This is a genomic window from Corynebacterium gottingense, assembly GCF_007559235.1.
GTDB lineage: Bacteria > Actinomycetota > Actinomycetes > Mycobacteriales > Mycobacteriaceae > Corynebacterium > Corynebacterium gottingense.
On sequence record NZ_VMHH01000001.1, the window covers coordinates 1 to 21,666 of the forward strand.

General features: G+C 66.9%; 22 protein-coding genes and 1 rRNA gene. 22 read left to right on the forward strand and 1 reads right to left on the reverse strand.

Annotated elements, in window-relative coordinates; genetic code table 11:
- Positions 1-12 precede the first annotated feature (12 nt).
- From rrf to der, 19 genes are all read left to right on the forward strand, one after another.
- Positions 13-130, forward strand: a 5S ribosomal RNA gene (gene rrf / locus FPH17_RS00005).
- 857 nt (positions 131-987) lie between these two features.
- The gene (locus tag FPH17_RS00010; RefSeq protein WP_154878224.1) at positions 988-1,617 is read left to right on the forward strand and encodes a hypothetical protein; all 630 of its coding nucleotides are present in this window, start codon (positions 988-990) and stop codon (positions 1,615-1,617) included.
- Between the two features lie 161 nt (positions 1,618-1,778).
- Positions 1,779-2,639, forward strand: a complete 861-nt coding sequence (locus FPH17_RS00015) for a tetratricopeptide repeat protein (protein ID WP_238397078.1) — start codon at positions 1,779-1,781, stop codon at positions 2,637-2,639.
- A gap of 17 nt (positions 2,640-2,656) precedes the next feature.
- Positions 2,657-3,652 carry an HAD-IIA family hydrolase gene (locus tag FPH17_RS00020; RefSeq protein ID WP_154878225.1) on the forward strand — a complete coding sequence of 332 codons (996 nt, stop codon included), beginning with the start codon at positions 2,657-2,659 and terminating at the stop codon, positions 3,650-3,652.
- A gap of 1 nt (position 3,653) precedes the next feature.
- Positions 3,654-3,821, forward strand: coding sequence for a hypothetical protein (locus FPH17_RS00025; RefSeq protein WP_233125703.1), 168 nt, complete (start codon positions 3,654-3,656; stop codon positions 3,819-3,821).
- 14 nt (positions 3,822-3,835) lie between these two features.
- The gene (locus tag FPH17_RS00030; RefSeq protein ID WP_095276739.1) at positions 3,836-4,666 is read left to right on the forward strand and encodes a TlyA family RNA methyltransferase; all 831 of its coding nucleotides are present in this window, start codon (positions 3,836-3,838) and stop codon (positions 4,664-4,666) included.
- Positions 4,663-5,583, forward strand: coding sequence for an NAD kinase (locus FPH17_RS00035; RefSeq protein ID WP_095547083.1), 921 nt, complete (start codon positions 4,663-4,665; stop codon positions 5,581-5,583). Before FPH17_RS00030 ends, FPH17_RS00035 begins: the two co-directional genes overlap by 4 nt.
- A 40-nt stretch (positions 5,584-5,623) precedes the next feature.
- Positions 5,624-7,351, forward strand: a complete 1,728-nt coding sequence (gene recN, locus FPH17_RS00040) for a DNA repair protein RecN (protein WP_154878227.1) — start codon at positions 5,624-5,626, stop codon at positions 7,349-7,351.
- Between the two features lie 53 nt (positions 7,352-7,404).
- Positions 7,405-8,601, forward strand: a complete 1,197-nt coding sequence (steA, locus tag FPH17_RS00045) for a putative cytokinetic ring protein SteA (RefSeq protein WP_154878228.1) — start codon at positions 7,405-7,407, stop codon at positions 8,599-8,601.
- Positions 8,602-8,613: 12 nt separating this feature from the next.
- Positions 8,614-9,489, forward strand: a complete 876-nt coding sequence (locus tag FPH17_RS00050; RefSeq protein WP_154878229.1) for a copper transporter — start codon at positions 8,614-8,616, stop codon at positions 9,487-9,489.
- Between the two features lie 10 nt (positions 9,490-9,499).
- Complete coding sequence (locus FPH17_RS00055) at positions 9,500-10,177, forward strand: NUDIX domain-containing protein (protein ID WP_269150537.1); 678 nt, start codon at positions 9,500-9,502, stop codon at positions 10,175-10,177.
- Positions 10,177-11,091: a site-specific tyrosine recombinase XerD gene (gene xerD, locus FPH17_RS00060; RefSeq protein WP_095276724.1), complete on the forward strand. Its 915-nt coding sequence runs from the start codon at positions 10,177-10,179 to the stop codon at positions 11,089-11,091. Before FPH17_RS00055 ends, xerD begins: the two co-directional genes overlap by 1 nt.
- Before the next feature lie 106 nt (positions 11,092-11,197).
- A complete protein-coding gene (locus FPH17_RS00065; RefSeq protein WP_154878230.1) occupies positions 11,198-12,325 on the forward strand; it encodes a hypothetical protein in 1,128 nt (375 codons plus the stop codon).
- Positions 12,326-12,435: 110 nt separating this feature from the next.
- Entirely contained in the window at positions 12,436-13,317 is an 882-nt protein-coding gene (locus FPH17_RS00070; RefSeq protein WP_095276720.1) for a ParA family protein, read from the forward strand.
- A gap of 81 nt (positions 13,318-13,398) precedes the next feature.
- Positions 13,399-14,181 carry a segregation and condensation protein A gene (locus tag FPH17_RS00075; protein WP_233125709.1) on the forward strand — a complete coding sequence of 261 codons (783 nt, stop codon included), beginning with the start codon at positions 13,399-13,401 and terminating at the stop codon, positions 14,179-14,181.
- 65 nt (positions 14,182-14,246) lie between these two features.
- A complete protein-coding gene (gene scpB, locus FPH17_RS00080) occupies positions 14,247-14,807 on the forward strand; it encodes an SMC-Scp complex subunit ScpB (protein WP_167496747.1) in 561 nt (186 codons plus the stop codon).
- A gap of 90 nt (positions 14,808-14,897) precedes the next feature.
- The gene (locus tag FPH17_RS00085) at positions 14,898-15,845 is read left to right on the forward strand and encodes a pseudouridine synthase (RefSeq protein ID WP_095536110.1); all 948 of its coding nucleotides are present in this window, start codon (positions 14,898-14,900) and stop codon (positions 15,843-15,845) included.
- Positions 15,845-16,552, forward strand: a complete 708-nt coding sequence (gene cmk, locus FPH17_RS00090) for a (d)CMP kinase (protein WP_095536551.1) — start codon at positions 15,845-15,847, stop codon at positions 16,550-16,552. The genes FPH17_RS00085 and cmk overlap by 1 nt, the downstream gene beginning before the upstream one ends.
- Entirely contained in the window at positions 16,549-18,144 is a 1,596-nt protein-coding gene (gene der / locus FPH17_RS00095) for a ribosome biogenesis GTPase Der (RefSeq protein ID WP_095276709.1), read from the forward strand. The genes cmk and der overlap by 4 nt, the downstream gene beginning before the upstream one ends.
- A gap of 27 nt (positions 18,145-18,171) precedes the next feature.
- Here der and FPH17_RS00100 read toward each other — a convergent pair whose 3' ends face one another.
- Complete coding sequence (locus FPH17_RS00100) at positions 18,172-18,972, reverse strand: class I SAM-dependent methyltransferase (RefSeq protein WP_154878232.1); 801 nt, start codon at positions 18,970-18,972, stop codon at positions 18,172-18,174.
- Positions 18,973-19,012: 40 nt separating this feature from the next.
- Here FPH17_RS00100 and FPH17_RS00105 point away from each other — a divergent pair, with 40 nt between their 5' ends.
- From FPH17_RS00105 to FPH17_RS00115, 3 genes are all read left to right on the forward strand, one after another.
- Complete coding sequence (locus tag FPH17_RS00105) at positions 19,013-19,963, forward strand: CE1 family esterase (protein ID WP_154878233.1); 951 nt, start codon at positions 19,013-19,015, stop codon at positions 19,961-19,963.
- Between the two features lie 33 nt (positions 19,964-19,996).
- Entirely contained in the window at positions 19,997-20,950 is a 954-nt protein-coding gene (locus FPH17_RS00110; protein ID WP_233126975.1) for a diacylglycerol/lipid kinase family protein, read from the forward strand.
- Positions 20,951-21,071: 121 nt separating this feature from the next.
- Positions 21,072-21,650 (forward strand): DUF3558 domain-containing protein, encoded by a 579-nt coding sequence (locus FPH17_RS00115; protein WP_095536116.1) that lies wholly within the window; start codon positions 21,072-21,074, stop codon positions 21,648-21,650.
- Positions 21,651-21,666 lie beyond the last annotated feature (16 nt).

A 21,666-nucleotide genomic window follows, 5' to 3' on the forward strand; every position in this document is an offset into this window, starting at 1 on the left:
CCCCGAGGGTGTGTCGGTGGTTGATGGCGGCGGGGAAACGCCCGGTCCCATTCCGAACCCGGAAGCTAAGCCCGCCCGCGCTGATGGTACTGCACTCGGGAGGGTGTGGGAGAGTAGGTTACCGCCGACCCTAAAACATGAATAATTTAATATGGGTTATCACCCCGTTGTTGGGATCAGAGTATGATCCCGGCAACGGGGTGTTTGCTGTGTCCGATGATGCTCCCGGCGGCGGTACCCCCGGGGGGTCAGGGGTTCGCGGCCCGGGGGTGTATGGCATCCATGGTGGGCTTGAGGCGCAGGTTCCGGCGGGGCTCGGCTGGCCGTTGCTGTTGCCGCAGACCCACATGGGGCTAGCGTCATCTGCACCTGCACCAGGATTGCAATCAACTAGATCATTCACCGGCGTTTTGCGTGGGGGGACCCCGACGCATGTGCCAAGCCGGACGGCGCTGACACCACACACCCGCCTCGCCGCGCGATGGCGTGGTGTTGCTGCTGTTACGGCGATCCAGGCGCGTGCTGGCGCACCCTCCCAGCGCCTGCGTGTGTAGGCGGTGGGGTGCTCGTTGACGAGAACCCCTTGACGAAGATGCGAGACGAGTCCCGGGAACTCGTCATCCCCTTCTCGTCAAACACACACAACCCCGCCCAAAACCCGAAACCACACCTCGCCGGACAAACACCTCGCCGCCGCACCCGCACGAGGAGAAGCTCAGAGCCCCGACGCGGCACCATCCCCAGCTGAAAGTAGGGCTGAGGTATCCGCGGAGTGGGCAACCAGCCGAATTTCACGAGCATGGATTGCGCGCTACGTCCACTGGTGCTCTCCCACAACATTGGTTGTGTGGCAACGCACTGAATCGATTCAGACCTGATTTGTCTCGCACACGTTTGGCGCCCTTAGTAAATTGACAATTGACAGTCAGTTAACAATGCGATTGTCGGAAACCAGCACTCATCCCCTACACATTGGAGTTTTAAACCATGTTGAACAAGCGTTTCGCGGCCAGCGTTGTTGCTGGCTGCATGATCACCACCGGAGTCGTCGCGCCTTCGGCCAATGCGGTATCCGTCAAGGTGAGCGGCGGTACCTGTCACTTCACCTTCACTGCTGAGGAGCAAGAGCGATACATGATGCCAAGCTCGGACACAACCACGCCGCAGGAGGCGAAGAAGGCCATCAAGGAGACAAAGGCAGCGCAAGCGCAGGAGCGAAAAGCTATTGCGGAGCTGAAGAAGACCGATCCCGCCGCCGCGGCAGAGCGCGAGAAGTTGTTCAAGGTTGGGGTTGAGGCCTACGAGAAGACCTTCCTTCCAGCTTTTCAAAAGTGCGCGGGCAGCGGTAGCTCCAATGCGCCGCAAAAGCCGAAACCCAAGCCGAAGCCAAAGCCGGGGACTCCGGGCGCCGATGGCGGTTCTAGCTCTCAGGACGGCGGTAAGCCCGGAGATGCCGAGGGAAAGAACGCGCTGAGCGATGAGGACGGCAAGCTCAACGGGGCGGGGATCGGAGTCGTCTCGGCCGGCGTGATCCTGTTGGTGCTGGGCGGCGTTGCAGCTGCGCTTCCTTCGCTGAAGCCGATGCTGCCCGCTGAGATTGCGGCGATGCTGCCGTAGTGAGGTTCGCCTCGCCTGGAGTAGGGGCTCAGTAGGAGGCCGCGAGCTCGTGAGGGTTCGCGGCCTTTGGTGTGGCGGTGGCGTCGATAAGCACTTCGCCCCTGGCGGTGTCCGAGAGCAACAGACCCTATAATGAGTTGAACGCGAAAGAAAGGGCATTGATGTCGGAAAACGATAACCGGTCGTATAAGCGTGGTGGCCAGAACGGCCGTGGCGGCAAGCCGTATGGTGGCAAGCCGAAGCGTGGCCGCGATGACAAGCGTCGCGGTGGCCGCGGCGACAGGTTTGAGAAAAAGGTCCGGCATGATCGGTCGAACCCGTCACGGCAGGGGTTCCGCGAGGACCGGATGGCGCAGAAGATTTCCGAGCCGGATCTGCCGGATGGCATCGACATCAATGAGCTTGATCGTTCCGTGCTGCAGGACCTGCGCGTGCTGTCCAAGGACAACGCTAACCGCGTAGCGCAGCACATGGTGATGGCGATCGAGATGCTGGAGGACGACCCCAAGCTCGCGCTGCGCCACGCGCGTGCCGCGAAGAACCGCGCAGGCCGCGTGGGCGTGGTGCGCGAGACCAACGGAATCGTGGCCTACCACGCCGGCGAATGGAAGGAAGCGCTTTCCGAGCTGCGGGCGGCACGCCGTATGAGCGGCGGCCCCGGCCTGTTGGCGGTCATGGCAGACGCGGAGCGCGGTCTTGGCCGCCCCGGAAAGGCACTCGAGCTGGGACGGACGCCGGAGGCTCGGCAGCTGGAGCCGGAAGACCGCGTCGAGCTGGCCATCGTGCTCGCAGGTGCGCGCCACGATCTTGGGCAGCACGACTCCGCGCTGGCCACGCTGTCTCGCCTTGACCCGACGCTGCATCCTGAAACCTTCTCCGAGCTGCGTCTGGCCTACGCGTACGCAGATGCGCTGCTCTCCGTGCAGCGGAAGAACGAGGCCAAGGAGTGGTTCGCCGCTGTGGCCAAGGCAGACGAAGACGGCATCACGGATGCGGACGAGCGTGTCCGCGAGCTGAGCTAGAACGAGCGCGACGAGACATGGACGGAAACACGACGCTACAAGCGCAGCACGACGCGCTTCTGCTGGATCTGGACGGCACGGTCTGGGAGGGCGGCCGGGCGATCCCGCACGCCGTCGAGGCGATCAACGCCTCCGGGTGCAAGGCAATCTACATCACGAACAACGCCTCCCGTGCGGCGAGCAGGGTCGCAGCGATGCTGCAAGACATTGGGCTCAACGCCGCCGAGGCCGACGTCCTCACCTCGGCCCAGGCCGCGCTCGGGCTGGCGGAGGACGTGCTCGAACCGGGGGATCCGGTGCTCGTGCTCGGCGCGCAGCCGTTCAAGGATCTCGTCCGTGACGCGGGGTACCAGGTCACGGATTCCGCGGACGCCGCTCCGAAGGCTGTGCTCCACGGGCACAACCCGGACACCGGGTGGGCGGAGCTGTCCGAAGCCGCGCTGGCCATCCGCACCGGCGCCGTCTACCTCGCGTCCAACATGGACACCACGCTGCCGATGGAGCGGGGCCTGATGGTAGGCAACGGATCGATGATCGCTGCGGTCACCTCAGCCACCGGCGTGACGCCACGGTCGGCGGGCAAGCCTGAGCCCGCGATGTTCCACCAGGCGGCCGAGCGCTTCGGGGCCAAGTCGCCGCTGGGCATCGGCGACCGCCTGGACACCGACCTGGCTGGCGGCGTCGCGGCGGGGATGCCCACGCTCCACGTGCTCACCGGCGTCTCCGGGCCGCTCGCGCTGCTCCAGGCCCCGCCGCAGCAGCGCCCGACGTACATCGGCGAAGATATGCGCGCGCTGGCGGCGGAGCCTGCTACGCTGCGGCCCGGTGCGCAGGGCGGCTTCCAGGCGCGGATGGAGGGCGACGAGCTGGTCGTGGATGGGGGCGAGGAGGCCTCGACAAGCGTTCAGGCGCTGCGTACCGCCCTCGAGGTCGCCTGGGCGCAGCCCACCGGGCCGAGGAATGTGCGGGCGGTGTCCACGGAGGCCGAGGCCGCGCTGGCGAAGTGGTGGTAGCGTGCCCGCGCCGAAGCCACACGACCCGCGCACGACGCAGCACAGCCCCGCCGAAGTCACGCAGCGCGTGCAGGAGATTCTCGCCGAGCCCGTGCAATCGCTTGTCGACGAAGCGTCGCAGCTCACCCGCGCCCACGACGTCTTAAGCGACGCCCTACGCAACCAGTAGAAGGAGACTCAGACGTGGCACCTGGACGGAGGCGACTCGACGCCGAACTCGTCCGCCGCAAAATCGCGCGCTCGCGCGAGCAGGCGCAGACGTGGATCAAGGAAGGCAAAGTCATCGTCGGCGGCTTCCCCGCGACGAAGCCCGCCACCGTGGTGGAACCCGACGTTTCCATCAAGGTGGATGTGGCGGAGGAGGACGAGTGGGCGTCGCGAGGCGCGCACAAGCTCCTGTCCGCGCTGGAGGCGTTCGGACCGCAGGGGCTCGACGTGGCGGGCAAAGTGGCGCTCGACGCGGGCGCGTCGACCGGCGGCTTCACCGACGTGCTGCTCAAGCGCGGGGCGCGGGAAGTCATCGCCGTGGACGTGGGGTACGGGCAGTTGATCTGGCGGCTGCAGAATGATCCGCGCGTGCGGGTGCTGGACCGGACGAACATCCGCAACCTGACGCTCGAGCAGATCGGGCAACCCGCCGACCTCATGGTGGGCGATCTTTCCTTCATCTCTCTCAAGCTGGTGCTGCCCGCGATCGCGGACTGCCTGGCGCCGGGGGCGGACCTGCTTCCCATGGTGAAACCGCAGTTCGAGGTGGGCAAGGACCGGCTCGGCCACGGCGGTGTCGTGCGCTCGAACGAGCTGCGCGCCGAGGTGACCGCGGACGTGGCCGCGTACGCGCAGTCGCTGGGGCTCAGCGTGAAAGGCGTCACCGCTTCTGGTCTTCCCGGCCCGAGCGGCAACGTAGAATACTTCCTATGGCTGGTCAAAGACGGCGGCGCCGGAGCACTGGATGCTGCGGCGCTGCGGGCCATGGTGGACACAGCAGTTGAGGAAGGACCGACACACACGTGACTGAGACCGCGCACCGGACAATCCTGCTCGTCCCGCACTACTACCGGCCTGAAAACATTTCTTCCGCTGCGGTCGCGGCGCGCCTGCTCACCGCCGCCGGCATCGGGGTTCGGCTGCTCACGTTGCGGGAGGACAGCCCCGTCGATGAGGACGCGGTGCTGCGCGACCTGGACCATGTCCAGCCCGGGCCAGACGCCGCGAAAGGCTGTGAGCTTGTCCTCGTCCTCGGCGGCGACGGCACCTTCCTCCGCGCCGCGAGCTTTGCGCACGCGCAGGACATCCCGGTGCTGGGCATCAACCTGGGCCACGTCGGATTCCTCGCAGAGGGCGAGTCGGAGAGCCTCGAGGCGGTGATCCAGCACGTCATTGACAAGACCTACCGCGTCGAAGAGCGCATGACTATCGACGTCATGGTGCGCGACGCAGACGACAACGAGCTGGGGCGCAGCTGGGCGCTCAACGAGTGCAGCATCGAAAACGCGAACCGAACGCAGGTGCTCGACGCCACGTTGGAGATCGACTTCCGCCCCGTGTCCTCGTTTGGCTGCGACGGTGTGCTCATCTCCACCCCGACCGGCTCGACCGCTTACGCCTTCTCCGCGGGCGGTCCTGTCATGTGGCCTGCGCTGGACGCCATCCTCGTCGTGCCGAACAACGCGCACGCGCTGTTTGCTAAGCCACTGGTGGTCTCGCCGCGGTCCACGGTTGCCGTCGAATCCGAACCGACGACGAGCGACGCCGTGGTAGTCATGGACGGCTTCCGCTCGATTGCAATGCCCCCGGGCTCGCGCGTGGAAGTGATCCGCGGCGCGCGCCCGGTACGGTGGGTGCGTATCGACGACCGCCCGTTCACCGACCGGCTGGTCAACAAGTTCCAGCTGCCGGTGTCTGGCTGGCGCGGCCCGCGCTACTCGTAGCCGCGGCTGCACGGGACGGATGTGAGGAAAGGGAGAAGCCATGCTGGCAGAGATTGCCATTAGCAACCTGGGCGTGATCTCGCACGCCTCTGCGGAACTGGCTCCGGGGCTCACGGTGCTCACCGGTGAGACCGGCGCCGGTAAGACCATGGTGATCACCGGTCTGCGGCTCCTCACCGGAGGCCGCGCGGACGCGTCCCGCGTGCGCACCGGCGCCAAGGAGGCCGTGGTCGAGGGCGCGTTCAGCACCGACGGGCTTCCGGAGGACGTCCGCGTGCGCATCGCGGAGATAGCGGAAGGGGCGGGCGCAGCCGCCGACGAGAACGACGAGTACGTCGTGTCCCGCTCAGTGAAGGCGACCGGGCGGTCGAAGGCGCACCTCGGCGGGCGGACGGTACCGGCGGCAACGCTGGGCGAGCTTTCCAACGAGCTGCTCACCATCCACGGGCAAAACGACCAGCTGCGCCTCATGTCGCCAGATCAGCAGCTCGCGGCGGTCGACCGGTTCGACCCGAAAATCGCCGGCAAGCTGGAGACCTACCGCACCGCCTACACGGCGTGGCGCAAGGCGGCGGGCGAACTCCGCGAGCGCACGGAGCGGCGACAGGAACTCGCCCAGGAGCTGGACCGGTTGCAGTTCGCCATCTCGGAGATCGACGAGGTCGCCCCGCAGGACGGAGAGGACACAGACCTCGTCGACACCATTAACCGCCTCCAGGACGTCGACGCGCTGCGCGAGGCGTCGCACACCGCGCTCGTGGCCATCGACGGCGCCGAGGCGGCTGGCGGGTACGGCGACGACGAGGACGCTGCCTCCACACTGGTCGGCCGCGCGGCGACCGCGCTGGACGGCGCGAGTGACAAGGCGCTGCAGGAGCTCGGCGCCAGGTTGCACGAGGTGGCGAGCATGCTTGGCGACGTCTCAGCGGAACTTGGCAGTTACGTCGCGGAGCTCCCGAGCGACCCGGACGAGCTTGAGCGGCTCCTCCAGCGCCAGCAGCAGCTCAAGGGGTTGACCAGGAAATACGCCCCAGATATTGCTGGTGTCCTGGCCTGGCGCGCGAAGGCCGCGAAGCGGCTGGAACGCATCGACACCTCCGATGAGGCCATCGAGCAGCTGAGGAAGCAGGTCGCGGAGAGGGAAAGCCAGATGCGCAACCGCGCGGCCGCGTTGTCGAAAGCGCGCGCCAAGGCCGCTACGGCGCTGGGTAAGGCCGTGACCGAAGAACTCCACGGACTGGCGATGCCGAAGGCGCAGCTGACCGTATCCATTGCCAGCACCGATTTCGGCCCACGCGGCGCCGATACGGCGGAGATTCGGCTCGCCCCGAACAGCGCGCTCGAGCCGAAGCCGCTGGCGACGAGCGCGTCCGGCGGTGAGCTCTCGCGCGTCATGCTCGCCCTCGAGGTGGTGCTATCCGGTACTAGCGGGGGAGCGACGATGGTGTTCGACGAGGTCGACGCCGGCGTCGGCGGGCGCGCAGCGGTGGAGATTGGCCGCCGCCTTGCCCGGCTCGCCGCGCGCAACCAGGTCATCGTGGTCACCCACCTGCCGCAGGTCGCGGCCTACGCGGATACCCACCTGCACGTGGCGAAGGATGTCAGCGACGAGGCCGTCACCTCGGGCGTGCTGAGCCTGAGCGCCGCCGAGCGTATCGACGAGCTGGCCCGCATGATGGCCGGCCTGGACGACTCCGATACCGGCAAAGCCCACGCGAAGGAGCTGTTCGCACGCGCGCAGCGCGAAGTGGAAGAATTGCGCCAGTAGCGTTCCCGCGCGCCTACCAGGTTCGGGCAGGTCACGCGTGCACAATATGACGCATGACTGTTGCTTCCCGGAACTCCGAATCCGCGCAGCCCGCGCTGACGGGCACGTTGCGTGACTGCAGGCCGAAAGGCAAGGGGCCGTCCCGCATGAGCGAGGGCGACATCGCGCTGGTTGATTCGGCGGACATGACGCGCCGCCAGGCTGAGGCGCTGCTCGCGCACCGGCCGAGCGCTGTGATCAACCTGTCCCGCTTTTCCACCGGCGCCATGCCCAACTACGGCCCGCATTTGCTTCTCGACGCCAACATCACCCTCCTCGAAGCAACCGGAGCCGGCGGTGCCCTGCGCGACGGCAAGAAGGTCCGCCTCGGCGAGGACGGCAGCATCGCCGTGGGCAAGAAGCCCGCGGGGACCGCAGTGCCTGTGACGCGCAGCGACCTCGACGCCACGTTCGCCGAGGCGCAGCGCAACCTGGTCGAGCAGATGGAGGCCTACTTTGGCAACACCATCGAGTTCGTGCACGCGGAAGCCCCGTTGCTCATCGACGGCCTCGGCGCCCCGGACCTCGGCGAGTCCATGGCGGAGCGAAAGGTCGTGGTGGTGTCGCCCTGCCCGGACCTCCGCGACCGGCTTAAGGGGATCAAGAACTTCATGTCCGAGTTCACCCCGGTGATCGTGGGCGTTGGCCAGGCGTCGGACGTCCTTGTGGAGCTCGGCTTCGAACCTGACTACATCGTCGGTGATCCGACGGACGTGGCGTCGGAAAGCTTGCGCAGCGGCGCGCGCGTCATCCTCCCCGCCGAGCCGGACGGTTTTGCTCCGGGGCTGGAGCGCATCCAGGATCTGGGCGTGGGGGCGATGACCTTCCCGGCGGCGACGGAATCCCCGACGGACCTGGCGATCCTGTTGGCGGTGTTCCACGACGCGGAGATGATCGTGACCGTTGGTCAGGTCGTGGAGCTTGACCAGATCTTCGCCGCGCCCGAGTCGACGCCGCCCGAGGCGCTGCTCACCCGCATGAAGGCGGGACGCAAGCTAGTTGATTCCACGGTGGTGGAGCAGCTGTACGCGGTGCCGTCGAGTGGCGGGGTCGCCTGGGCGTGGGCGATCCTGGGGATCCTGGTGGCGATCGCGACCATCGTCCTCGTCGTCGGCCTGTATGGGCCGGGGGACTTCTCCGACAACCTGGTCAACACCTGGAACAGCATTGCGCTGTCCTTCCAGGACCTGATCGACCGCCTGACCAAGTAAAGGAGCCTAAACATGTCTGATGGAGGACGCGCAAGCGGGCTCGTGGTGACCGGTCTGGGGTGGGGCATTGCGCTCGGCGTCGCCGCCGGCGCGCTGCTCATCGCGCCCGCGATGCACAACGACGGCCAGCCGCTTGGCCAGGACAACTCCGCGACCTCGAAGGAAGCGCAGCGCGCGGAGGCGTACGCCGACAACTCGGATACGCTGCTCGGCGAGCAGTCGGCGGCAATTGTGAAGGACGCGCTGAAAGATAAGCACGTGACGGTGATCCGCACCGAGGGCGCTTCCGATGAGGACGTGAAGGCGGTGCGCTGGCTGCTGGGAAAGGCGGGCGCCAAGGATTCCGGCGAGCTTGAGTTGGCGTCAAAGTTCACGGATCAGGACTCGGCGGACGCGCTGTCGTCACTGATCGCAAACACCCTGCCCGCCGGGGCGCAGCTGTCGGTAGAGGATCGACGGCCAGGCGTCCACGCCGGTGAATCGCTGTCCGCGGCACTGTTGGTTAATGCGGAGACGGGGGAGCCGCTCGCGCCAGCGGGCGACCGGCAGTTCGTCCTTGATGCGCTCAAGCAAGCGGGGTTTGTGCACTACAACGGCGACCTTGTGCCCGCTGACGCGATCGTGATCGTTACCGGGGCCGCCGGAGACGACACCGACGAGGAAGGCGGCGTGGGCGCAGGCAAGGGCGCCCCGGACGAATTCGGTCAGCAGCTGCTTGCAGACTTCGCCGACGCGCTGGGCAAGACCGAGCCGACCGTGTTGGGCGTGCGCGAAATTGACGCGTGGCGCGCACCGGAGCTCCAGCACGCGACCTTTGTGCAGGCCGTGGAGACGGAGGCGGGCCGTATCCGCGCGACGCTTGGTGCGACAGGCTCGGCGACGTCCTAGGCTTACACCTATGGCTGAACAGATGGAACACACTTCACCGCACGCACACGAGTTCACGGTCGTGGACTCGGAACTGCTGCAGGAATCACCCATCTTGGCGATGCGCCGCGACACGGTCACGATGCCCGGCGGGTCGCAGGCGTCCCGCGAAGTCGTCGAGCACTTCGGCGCAGTCGCCGTCGTGGCACTGAACGAGCGCGACGAGGTGGCCGTGGTGAAACAGTACCGGCACGCCGTGCGCCGCCGCCTGCTCGAGCTCCCCGCCGGGCTGCTCGACGTCGCCGGCGAAGACGAGCTGACCGGCGCCAAGCGCGAGCTTGTCGAGGAAGCCGGGCTCGAAGCCGCCAGCTGGTCAGTGCTTGTGGACCTGGTGACCTCACCCGGCTTCGCCGAAGAGGCCGTCCGGGTCTTCCTCGCCCGCGAGCTCCGCGAGGTCCCTCGCCCGCCCGCCGAGGAGGAAGAGGCGGATATGGCGTTGACCTGGATGCCGCTGGAACAGGCGCGCGAGGCGGTGCTTCGCGGTGAGATCGTCAACTCCATCGCGATCGCTGGCGTGCTCGCAGCAAGCGAGGTTCAAGCCGGTCGCGCGACACCGCGCAGCGCCGACGCACCGTTCGAGCTGCGCCCGACCTCGCTGGCAAAGCGCCGCGTTGCCGCAGGGATCACCCCGGACATGAAGCGCATCTAGTGCAGGCTCGCACCCTCGCCGAGCGCTGGTTGACCCACCTCATCGTCGAGCGCGGCGTGTCGACGCACACGGAGAGCAATTATCGACGCGACGTCAACCGCTACCTCACCTGGCTGGAGCGCGCCGGCATCACCGATCTCGCGGCGGTCAGCGCGCTGGACGTCGAGGCGTACGTGGCCGACCTCCGCCGCGGCGTCGACGGAGCGAAGCCGCTGGCCACCTCCTCGGTAGCGCGGGCCCTGGTCGTTGCTCGGGGGCTGCACAAGTTCGGCGTGGCGGAGGGGGTCCTGCCGCGCGACGTGGCCGCCGAGGTGGCCCCGCCGCAGCAGGGCGAGCAGCTGCCGGACACGCTTTCTGTCGCGGAGGTCGAGTCGCTGCTTGACTCGTGCGCGGGCGACACCCCGGTTGGCGTGCGCGATCGCGCGTTGCTGGAGCTGCTCTACGCCACGGGCGCCCGCGTCTCCGAGGTGCTTGCACTCAACGTCGACGACGCGTCCGAGCTCGAGCACGGCGCAGGGGTTCTCACCGTCACCGGCAAGGGCAATAAGCAGCGGCTGGTGCCGGTGGGCAGTCACGCGCAGGACGCGCTGCAGGCATACCTTGTGCGGGTGCGCCCGTCGTTTGCCACCGGAAAGTCTCACGCCCTGTTCCTGAACACCCGCGGCGGAGCCCTGTCGCGCCAAAGCGCGTGGACCGCCATCAAGCAGGCCGCCGAGCGGGCGGGCGTGCACAAAGACATCTCCCCGCACACGCTGCGCCACTCGTTTGCCACACACCTCCTCGAGGGAGGGGCGGATGTGCGGACGGTGCAGGAGCTGCTGGGACACGCGTCGGTGACCACGACGCAGATTTATACCCACGTCACGGCGGAGAATCTGCGCGAGGTGTGGCGGCAGGCCCATCCGCGTGCGTGAGTCCGGGGGCGGAGCTCATCGTTGCCTGTGGATGCAGTGGCAGTGATTGCCAGCATGACCGTGTAGATTGAGCGTTTTGCACGATACTCAAGGAGGTCCACGACCCGTGAATCTAGCTCGCCGTACTTTTGCCGCGTGTGGTGTCGCCACGCTCTGCGCTGTTGGTGCGCCGCTCGCGTCAGCGCAGCTTCCCGAGGGCATCGACCCTGCGGAGGTGCAATCGATGATTCCGTCCGAGGTCACTGTCCGCGCCGGCGAGACCACTACCGTGGACCTCGGCGTGCCCGTGGATGCGAATTATTCCGGTGGCGGATGGACCGTCACTTCCAACGGCACTCAGGTCTCGGTCACCGCACCCGACGACCCTGGCGCCACCGCGAGCGTGCCCGCCAGCTCTGGAGGGATGAACGCGACCGTCAACTTGGTCGCTGTGGGCGATGACGAGGAAGCGATTGCCGACGACGCGTCGTCGGCAGGCGGCGCAGCCAGTGCCGGCGATGATGCTTCTGGCAGCGGAGGCGGCAGCGGTGCGCGCGGGGCCGGCGGGTCCGGCGGGTCCGGCGAGGATGGGGACGCTGAAAGCGCTGGGGATGCTGGGGATGCTGGAGGTTCAGGGGACTCCGGGGATTCAGCGGGCAGCACCGGTAGCGGGCACAGCAGCAGCAGCGGCGGTAGCGGCAAGTCCGGCGGCGCGGCCGGCAGCGTGTCCCACCCGGACCGCACGAAGGCGGAGGAGGTGGACACTTCGGGCGCCAAGCGGTTCGAGTTCGACGGTGAGATTGACGGCAACACGCTCGTGGTGAAGGTGCCGTTGTCGCGCGCTGCGGACCTGATGAAGTACACCAAGACCGATACCGAGGGCGCAACGCTGCGCTACCTGGACGTCAACGGCCAGGTGATCAAGGGGGTCAAGCGCGACGTCGACGTGGCGAAGCGCACCCTGACCCTGACGTACCCGGAAGGTGAGACACCGGACAACCCGTTCATCATGGAGGTGGTGCGGGACGGCAAGGCCGAGTTCGTCGCCGTGATCACCGCGACCAATGCGCCCACGGAAGAGGCGAGCGGGGACGGGGAGAATCCGTATGGGGAGGCGTCGGCAAGCGATCAAGGCCCCAACACTGACTCGAACGGTGGCGGCTCGATCGTTCCGCTGATTATCGGCGGGGTTGCGCTGCTGGCGGCGATTGCGTTGATCATTGTGTTCTTTGTACGGCGGCGCGCGCGGGCCTAAACGGCGAAACAACAGTGTTGTAAGATGGGCGCGTCAAGCGTTACGGCGTGACGGGCTCGATTGGCGCAGAGACGGTGCCAGGCGACGGAAAGGCACGGAGAGGACCGACAATGGCAGACGACGCACTGTTCGACGCTTCCGAGGAGAAGACCTTCCTCACGGGGCGTCCGTTCCGCGAGTTTGCGGACCCGGCTCCGCTGGACAAGCACGGCCCGGCAACAGTGCTGTCCATGGTCAACCAGAAGGGCGGCGTGGGCAAGACGACCTCCACCATCAACCTGGGTGCGTGCCTGGCGGAACAGGGGCGCAAGGTGCTGCTGGTGGACCTGGACCCGCAGGGCGCCCTGTCCGCGGGGCTCGGGGTGTCGCATGACGAGGAGCAGGTCACGGTCTACGACCTGCTCTTTGACAACACCACGAGCATCCACGGCGCCATTCGCCATTCCAACGTCAGCGGGCTCGATCTCGTGCCGGCAAACATCGACCTCTCGGCCGCAGAAATCCAGCTGGTCAACGAGGTGGGGCGCGAGCACACGCTCGCGCGAGCGCTGCGCCCGGTGCGCAACGAGTACGACATCATCATCATCGACTGCGGCCCGTCCCTTGGCCTGCTCACGGTCAACGCCTTGGCCTGCTCGCAGGGGGTCATCATCCCGATGGAATGCGAGTACTTCTCGCTGCGCGGACTGGCCCTGCTGACGGACACGGTGGAGAAGGTGCGCGACCGCATCAACTTCGACCTGGACATCGTGGGCATCCTGGTTACCATGTTTGACCGGCGCACGACGCACGCCCGCGAGGTGATGGATCGCGTCGTGGAGGTCTTCGGTGACCGCGTTTTTGACACCGTGATTACGCGGACCGTCCGGTTCCCGGAGACCTCGGTCGCCGGTGAGCCGATCATCACGTGGGCGCCGCGCTCGCAGGGAGCGGAGCAGTACCGCAACCTGGCCAAGGAGCTGCTGGAGCGCACCGAAACCAGGACCTCGTAGGCCGGCGTGAGCGACCCGCACACCGGGGCAGAAGCGCGCGACGGAGCGCAAGCGAGTGGGCAGGCGGGCGAGCAGCCCGAGATCACCGGTTTCCGCCTCGTGCTCAACAACTTTGAGGGCCCCTTCGACCTGCTGCTCAACCTGATTAGCTCGAAGAAGCTGGACGTCACCGAGGTGGCGCTTGCAGAGGTGACCGATGAGTTCATCGCGTACACGCGGGCGCTTGGAGAGACCGCCGACCTGGACGAGATCACGGAGTTCATCCTCGTCGCGGCCACGCTCCTGGACCTCAAAGCGGCGCGCCTGGTGCCGCGTGGCGACGCCGACGAGATCGAGGACCTCGAACTGCTGGAGTCGCGCGACCTCCTCTTCGCCCGCCTGCTGCAGTACCGCGCGTACCAGCAGGTCGCCGACCAGTTTGCGCAGTGGCAGAAGCATGCCAGGCGCCGGTACCCGCGCGCGGTGTCCATGGAGCCACAGTTCGTGGACCTGCTGCCGCCCGTGCGCCTGGGACATACCCCGGCCAGTTTTGCGGAGCTTGCCGCCAGCGTCTTCCGGCCGAAGCCGCCCGAGGAGGTCGGCGTTGACCACCTGCACGCCGTGCAGGTCTCCGTGCCGGAGCAAGCCGGGCGGATTCTGGAAACGCTGAAGCTGGTCGGGGCGACGCAGTGGCTTTCTTTCGCGTCGCTGACCAAGGATTGCGCGCTGTCCATGGAGATCGTCGGCCGGTTCCTCGCGCTGCTCGAGCTGTACAAGGCGCGCGCCGTGGAGACGAAGCAGGAGGAGGCGCTGGGGCCGCTGGAGGTGTCGTGGACCGGGCTCGACGTGGACCCCGCGGTGGTCGCGGCAAGCAACTGGAGCTAGGCAGTGCTAGGTAGTGCGCGATTGGTGGGGGCGGGGAGGCGTCGACAAGCACTCGGCCCCCTACAATGTGCGACATGGACATGCCGATGGTCTCGCAGCTGCGCTCGCGCGTGGAATCGATCCTGCTTGTGGTGGACAACCCCGTCGAGGCGGAGGACCTGGCGAGGGTGCTGGACGCGACACGGGAAGACGTGGACGCTGTGCTGCGCGAGTGGGCCGGCGAGCTTGACGCGCGGGGCAGCGGGATCGAGCTGCGCGAAACGCAGGAGGGATGGCGGCTCTACACGCGGCCGCACAACGCCGATGCGGTCGAGGCGTTCGTCCTGGACGGCACGCAAACGAAGCTGAGTCGCGCCGCACTTGAGACGCTCGCGGTGGTGGCGTACCGCCAGCCGGTGACGCGCGCGCAGGTCGCTGGCGTGCGCGGTGTCAACGTGGATGGGGTGATGCGCACGCTGACCCTGCGCGGTCTCATTGCCGAGGTCGATCCGGACGAGGCCACCGGCGCACACCGCTACGTGACGACGGAGCTGTTCCTTGAGCTGCTGGGGATCGATTCGCTGTCGCGACTGCCGGACCTGGCGCCGCTGTTGCCAGAGGTAGACGCGATCGAGGATGCGTGGTAGAACACCAAGTCCTGGTAGACTCTGCCACGAACTTGGGCGCACCGTTTTCGGTGGCCCGCACAACCCCAATACGTTTGCAAAGGATTCAGGATGACTCCTCCCGCTCGCCGAGACGGCACACCGGACAAGGGGAAGGACGAAACGTTCTACCCTTCGTACGCAAAGCCGGCGAAGAAGCAGCACGTCCGACTGGACAAGCGGCGCGAGAACGCCCGCAAGAACGAGCCCCACCCGTTGGAAGATAACTGGTGGGACGACGATGACAAGGGTGCCACGGGTGCCAAGAAGGCCCGGAAGCAGAAGTCCGAAGGCATTCGCCTGCAAAAAGTGCTCGCGCAGGCCGGCGTGGCGTCGCGCCGCCACGCGGAGGTGATGATTGACCAAGGCCGCGTGGAGGTCAACGGCAAGATCATCACCGTCCAGGGCACGCGCGTGAACCCCAATGTGGACATCATCCGCGTCGACGGCACCCGCATCAACGTCAACGAGGAGTTGGAGTACGTCGCGTTTAATAAGCCGCGCGGGGTGCACACCACGATGCGCGACGAGATGGACCGCATCTCCGTCGGCTCCTACCTGTCCGAGCGCACCGCGGCCGGGCAGCGCCTGTTCCACGTGGGCCGCCTCGACGCCGACACCGAGGGGCTCCTCCTGTTGACCAACGACGGCGAGCTGGCCAACCGCCTCACGCACCCGAAGTACAAGGTGACCAAGACCTACTTGGCAACGGTGCTGGGCGAGGCCAAGGGCGACCTGGTGAAGAAGCTGAAGGAGGGCGTCGTGCTTGACGACGGCACCGTGACCGTCGACTACGCGCAGATCGTCGACGTGCACAACGGCCAGTCCATCGTCCGCGTGGAGCTGCACGAGGGCCGCAAGCACATCGTGCGCCGCATGCTCAAGGAATGCGGCTTCCCGGTGCAGCGCCTGGTGCGCACCAAGGTGCACACCGTTCAGCTGGGAGACATGAAGCCCGGTTCCATGCGCGTGCTGAACTCTGCCGAGCTGGCCTCCCTGTACAAGGTGGTGGATATGTAATGGCTGACGCAACGCAGCTTTCGAACATGCCGGACGGCGGGCTCATTCTCGCCGTCGACGGCCCTTCCGGGACCGGCAAGTCCACCACCTGCCGCGCGCTGGCGAAGTCGCTGGGCGCGAAGTACGTGGATACGGGCGCGATGTACCGCGTGGCCACGCTTGCGGTGCTCCGCGCCGGAGTCGACCCGGCCGACACCGACGCGGTGGTGGCGGCGACCGCCGATCTGCCGCTCGAAGTCTCCGACGACCCAGATTCCAAGCAGGTGCTCCTCGGCGGCGAGGACGTCTCGGGCGAGATCCGCGGCCCGGAGGTCACCCGCAACGTCTCCGCCGTCTCCGCCATTCCACAAGTCCGCGTGAACTTGGTCGAGCTCCAGCGCAAGCTGGCCCGCGAGGCCCACCGCGCCATCGTGGAGGGGCGCGACATCGGGACGGTGGTGCTTGCCGACGCCCCCGCGAAGGCCTTCATGACCGCCTCGGCCCAGGTGCGCGCGCAGCGCCGCTACGACCAGGACATCGCCGCGGGACGCAACGCCGACTTTGACACCGTGCTCGCGGACGTGCAGCGCCGCGACGAGCTCGACTCGTCCCGTGCGACCAGCCCGCTGAAGCCCGCGGAGGACGCGGAGGTCATCGACACCTCCGAGATGACCCCCGAGCAGGTGCTTGACGCCCTGACCGGGCTGATTGAAAGGAGCGCGAAATGACACACCGCGAGGAACCGGAAACCCAGTTCATTCAGCCTGGGATCGACGCGTCCGGCTACGAGGACCTGGACCCCGCCGAGGTAGGTGCCGACGACGCGGAGTTCTACGACGCCGACTTTGACGTCAATGATTTCGACGACGCCGATTTCGCAGCCCCCGATTACGGCGAGGACAGCGAGGGCCCTGAAAACACGGACGACTACACCGACGAGGACTGGGCCGAGGTCGAAGAGGCCTTCGGCATCATGCGCCCGAACGTGGTGGAGGAGAACCTGCCCACCGTGGCCATCGTCGGCCGTCCGAACGTGGGCAAGTCCAGCCTGGTCAACCGCTTCCTCGGCCGCCGCGAGGCCGTGGTGGAGGACCACCCGGGTGTGACTCGTGACCGCGTGAGCTACCTGGCCGAGTGGGGCGGGCGCCGCTTCTGGGTGCAAGACACCGGCGGCTGGGACCCGAACGCCCGCGGCATCCACGGCGCGATCGCCCGCCAGGCGGAGGCCGCGATGGAAACGGCCGATGTGATCGTCATGGTGGTGGACGCGCAGACCGCCATCACGGAGACGGATTCCGTGATGGCGCGCAACCTGCAGCGCTCTCCGGTCCCGGTGATCCTGGTGGCGAACAAGTTTGAATCCGAATCCCAGTGGGGCGACGCCGCCGAGTTCTACGGGCTCGGCCTGGGCGACCTGTGGCCCGTCTCCGCGCTGCACGGCCGCGGAGGCGCCGACGTGTTGGACGAGATTCTGCGCCTCTTCCCGGACGAGCCGCGCGCGAAATCCTCCATCACGGACGGTCCACGCCGAGTCGCGCTGGTGGGCCGCCCGAACGTGGGCAAGTCCAGCCTGCTGAACAAGCTGTCCAAGTCGCACCGCTCGGTGGTAGACAACGTCGCTGGCACCACGGTGGACCCGGTGGATGAGATGATCCAGCTGGATGAGCACCTGTGGAAGTTCATCGACACCGCTGGCCTGCGCAAGAAGGTGAAGAACGCGCAGGGGCACGAGTACTACGCCAGCCTGCGCACCCGCGGCACGATCGACGCGGCGGAGGTCTGCGTGGTGCTCATCGACGCCTCCGAAGAGATCTCCGAGCAGGACCAGCGCGTCATCTCCATGGTGCTGGAGGCCGGCAAGGCGATGGTCATCTGCTTTAACAAGTGGGACCTCATGGACGAGGACCGCCGCTACTACTTTGACCGCGAGTTCGACGAGATGATGGGGCACCTCCCGTGGGTGACCAAGCTCAACATCTCCGCGGACACCGGCCGTGGCCTGCACCGCCTCGAGCCGGCGATGGCGCAGGCGCTGGAGAACTGGGACAAGCGCGTCTCCACCGGCCAGCTGAACAACTGGCTGCGCGAGGCGATCGCGGCGAACCCGCCGCCGATGAAGAACAACCGCCTGCCCAAGCTGCTCTTCGCCACGATGGCGACCACCCGCCCGCCGACACTGGTGCTGTTTACCACCGGCTTCCTGGACGCCGGTTACCGCCGCTACCTGGAGCGTAAGTTCCGCGAGCAGTTCGGCTACCACGGCACGCCGGTGCGCATCGCCGTGCGCGTGCGCGAGCGCAACCCTCGCCGCCGCAAGTAGGGGCCGCTGGCTTATCGACGCCCCCGCTCACCCCTCCTTCCCGTACACAAACGCGTCCGCGCGGTAGGGAAGGGGGATGCGCTGGCCGCGCTCGAAGCCGAGGCGGTCGTGCAGGTACCAGTCCAGGTTGGCCACCATCTTCGCGCGCGTCTTCTCGTTGGCGCGCAGCCAGTACGAGCGCGAGGCCATGAGCTCGAAGCACTCGTCGGTGGTGACGATCTGCGCCCAGGTGTCGCGCACCTCGCCCTCCAGCGTCCACGGGGTTGCTACGTCGGGGTAGAACCCGGCGCGCTGGACGTCGCCGGAGTGCATGATGCGGCTTAAGCGCAGCACCCACGGGTGGTTGACGGCAAGGGTGTTCCAGCACAGCAGGAGCTTGCCGCCCGGGCTCGTGATGCGCGCGGCCTCCGCGCTCGCCGTCGCGGTGTCCACCCAGTGCCAGGTTTGCGCGCAAGTGACGGCGTCGACGGCGCCGTCGGCTAGCCCGGTTGCTTCGGCCGTCGCCCGCCAGGCGGGGACGTAGGGCAGCTTGTCCCGCAGGACGCGGACCATGTCCGCGGACGGGTCGCAGGCGAGGACCCGGCGCGTGGACTCGGAGTCGGCCCCGGCGCCGAGGAGCTCGGTGAGCTTGCCGGTCCCGGCGCCGATGTCCACGATGCGGGTGCCGCCGGCGCGCTGGGGAAAGTCCGCGATGAGGGCTAGGACTGAGGGCGGGTAGGAGGGACGGACGGCGTCGTAAAGCACTGCACCGCTGTTGAACGCACTGGCTGAGCTGCTGCGATGCTGTGCGTCGCGGAACGCTGGCTGCTGCTTCCCACTCGGCTTCATAATGGACTAATCTACCGATACGAATCTTGATGGAGGAACTATGGCAGCACGGCGCCTCGTGGCGCTGCTCGTCGCGGCGGGCCTGGCGCTGAGCAGCGCTGGTTGCGGGAGCGGCGAGCAGCTGGACGCCGCCGACGCTGACCTGATCGCGCCCTCCACTCCGCGGGACGAGGTTGCCGAGGTGCAGCCGTGGAGCAAGCCGGAGACGCAGCGGCGCACCATTAAGGTGGGCCAGCGAGACCGGAGCTTCCTCTTGAGCCTGCCGGCGGGCGCGCGGGAGCGCTCGCGGCTCCCGCTGATCTTTGCGTTCCACGGGTACATGGAGGACGCGGCGTCGATGCGGAAGTACTCGCAGCTCGATGGGGCAGATGCCATCGTTGTGTACATGGATGGCGTGGACCGGGCGTGGGCGCCCGCCCCGTACGCCAAGACGACCGGCGGGGACGACCTGGCGTTCGTGGACGCCGTGCGCGAGCAGGTGACAGGCGAATTCTCGGTGGACAAGGCGCGAGTGTTTGCCACGGGGCTGTCCAACGGGGGCGGGTTCGCCTCCTACGTGGGCTGCCAGCGCCCGCAGGATTTTACTGCGGTGGCGTCGGTGTCGGCGGCGTTCTACCAGCGCGTCTCGCAGGGGTGTTCCTCCATCCCGATTAAGCACGTGGACTTTCACGGCACGAACGACTCCGTGATGAGCTACTTCGGCGGCCAGCGCCACGACACGGCGTACGAGTCCGTCGAGGCAATGCTGGCGGAGGCGGCGGAGCGCAACCACTGCGACGCGGAGTACGTGGAAAAGCCGCTTTCAGACACCGTGACCGAGCTGCGGTGGGACGGCTGCGACGCGCCGTTGGTGCACTACCGCGTGGACGGCGGCCCGCACATTTGGCAGGGCGGCACGGTGGATTCGTCGCGGACGACCTCTGCAGGATTTGCCACACGAACGCAGCTGGCGTTTTTCGGCGTGCCGTTTGGCTCAGTGTCGGACCCGTAATGTGCGCCAGGTGCCCTATGCTTGGGCATTGTGATGCAGAACTCTGACGACGCGACCAGGACGGCCATTGTGGTGTACAACCCGGTCAAGATCGATGAGACGACGCTGCGCTCCCAGGTCGAGCGCTACGCGCCGGACGGCTGGCACATCGAGTGGGTGCGCACCACACCGGACGATTCCGGCGAGGCGGAGGTGGCCGCGGCGCACCACCCGGACGTCGAGCTTGTACTGGTGGCCGGCGGCGACGGGACGGTGCGCGAGATCGCCACGTCGCTTGCGGGATCCGGCATCGCGCTGGGCATCGTGCCGACCGGCACCGGCAACTTGCTCGCGCGCAACCTGCGCCTCGACCTCGGCCTCGAGGAGTCCGTGCGGCGGGCGTTTCGCGGGGAGCACAAGCTTATCGACGTCTGCCGCGCCAAACTTTCACGCCCCGACGGCTCCAACGAGCGTCTCGGCTTCGTGGTGATGGCCGGTGTCGGCCTGGACGCGCAGATGATCGAGTACACCGACGAGGGGCTCAAGAAGAAGATCGGTCCGCTGGCGTACGTCTCCGGGATTGCGAAGTCGCTGCGCGGCGGCAACCGGATCAAGGCGTCCTTCGTGGTGGACGGGGACCATACTCACTCGCAGCGGTTGCACACGCTGATCTTTGGTAACTGCGGAGAGCTGATCAATCAGGTGCCGTTGTTGCCTGAGGCCAGGCCGGACGACGGCGTCCTCGATGCCGTCGGCATGGCGCCGCGCGGTCCCGTCGGGTGGGCGAAAATCGGCCTCAACCTTGTGGTCAACAAGGCGGCGAAACTCCGCGGGCGGAAGCCTGATCCGGCGGTGGTGGAATTTGCGGACCTGCTGTACTCGCGGGGCAGCTACGCGCGGGCCTCGTTTGCAGAGCCGGAAATCTTCGAAGTGGACGGGGACCCCGTGGGTGAGGTGACGGCGGTGGAGATCTCCGTCGACGCGGGCGCGCTGAAGGTGTGCGTGTAGCCGGCTGCCGTTGTGTCGCGGATCGCTCCTGCGGACGGTGTGTGACATAAGTGGCGGTGCTCCCTCTCCTACGGGATACTGTGTGCGAACTTGGTTCAGCCTCAGCAGTAAGGAGATGCTTATGCGAGCATCGGTTGGTAGTTACGCGGGAGCGGTTGTTGTCGGGCTCTCGCTGAGCGCGTGTAGCGCGTCGGAGGAAGTTCCGACGGTGCCGGAGTTTCAGTTTAAGAGCGGGACGTTGGCGATCGGGGAGTTTTCCAGCAGTTCTGTCGAGGGCAATCTGTTCGACCCGTGCACGGAGATTTCCCCGGAGGAGTACGAGGCGGCTGGCATTCCGGATGTGAGGCCGGTGCCGGCCGATCAACAAGTGCCCGGGTACAACTCGTGCGACACCGGTCTCTACGAGGACAAGGTCGGACAACGCCTCGTAATTTCCGGCGGGAGCAGGAGCGAAGCGGGATACAAGACAAGTTCGGATAACCACCTGGAGTACCCAGAATCGGTCGTTCCCGGTTTGTACACCATCACCAGTGATTTGTCTGGAGTGTGCATCGCACAAGTCGATACGGAACGGGGCGGACTGAAAGTGCAGATGTCGGCCCAGGGACTCGGGAGCGAAGATGTTGATAGCTGCCAAGTCGCGCGGGAGACAATCGAAAACCTCTACAAGGCTGTGAACACCGATGAGGAGGAGCAGTAAATGAGCGCCAACGATC

Bases quoted from the DNA above. Each gene is read 5' to 3' on its own strand.
- FPH17_RS00110 (WP_233126975.1), top strand. From the start codon at position 19,997: ATGCAGAACTCTGACGACGCGACCAGGACGGCCATTGTGGTGTACAAC.
- der (WP_095276709.1), top strand. From the start codon at position 16,549: ATGACACACCGCGAGGAACCGGAAACCCAGTTCATTCAGCCTGGGATC.
- FPH17_RS00085 (WP_095536110.1), top strand. From the start codon at position 14,898: ATGACTCCTCCCGCTCGCCGAGACGGCACACCGGACAAGGGGAAGGAC.
- recN (WP_154878227.1), top strand. From the start codon at position 5,624: ATGCTGGCAGAGATTGCCATTAGCAACCTGGGCGTGATCTCGCACGCC.
- FPH17_RS00020 (WP_154878225.1), top strand. From the start codon at position 2,657: ATGGACGGAAACACGACGCTACAAGCGCAGCACGACGCGCTTCTGCTG.
- FPH17_RS00050 (WP_154878229.1), top strand. From the start codon at position 8,614: ATGTCTGATGGAGGACGCGCAAGCGGGCTCGTGGTGACCGGTCTGGGG.
- FPH17_RS00070 (WP_095276720.1), top strand. From the start codon at position 12,436: ATGGCAGACGACGCACTGTTCGACGCTTCCGAGGAGAAGACCTTCCTC.
- scpB (WP_167496747.1), top strand. From the start codon at position 14,247: ATGTGCGACATGGACATGCCGATGGTCTCGCAGCTGCGCTCGCGCGTG.
- FPH17_RS00100 (WP_154878232.1), bottom strand. From the start codon at position 18,972: ATGAAGCCGAGTGGGAAGCAGCAGCCAGCGTTCCGCGACGCACAGCAT.
- cmk (WP_095536551.1), top strand. From the start codon at position 15,845: ATGGCTGACGCAACGCAGCTTTCGAACATGCCGGACGGCGGGCTCATT.
- FPH17_RS00010 (WP_154878224.1), top strand. From the start codon at position 988: ATGTTGAACAAGCGTTTCGCGGCCAGCGTTGTTGCTGGCTGCATGATC.
- FPH17_RS00015 (WP_238397078.1), top strand. From the start codon at position 1,779: ATGTCGGAAAACGATAACCGGTCGTATAAGCGTGGTGGCCAGAACGGC.
- FPH17_RS00115 (WP_095536116.1), top strand. From the start codon at position 21,072: ATGCGAGCATCGGTTGGTAGTTACGCGGGAGCGGTTGTTGTCGGGCTC.
- steA (WP_154878228.1), top strand. From the start codon at position 7,405: ATGACTGTTGCTTCCCGGAACTCCGAATCCGCGCAGCCCGCGCTGACG.
- FPH17_RS00105 (WP_154878233.1), top strand. From the start codon at position 19,013: ATGGCAGCACGGCGCCTCGTGGCGCTGCTCGTCGCGGCGGGCCTGGCG.
- FPH17_RS00055 (WP_269150537.1), top strand. From the start codon at position 9,500: ATGGCTGAACAGATGGAACACACTTCACCGCACGCACACGAGTTCACG.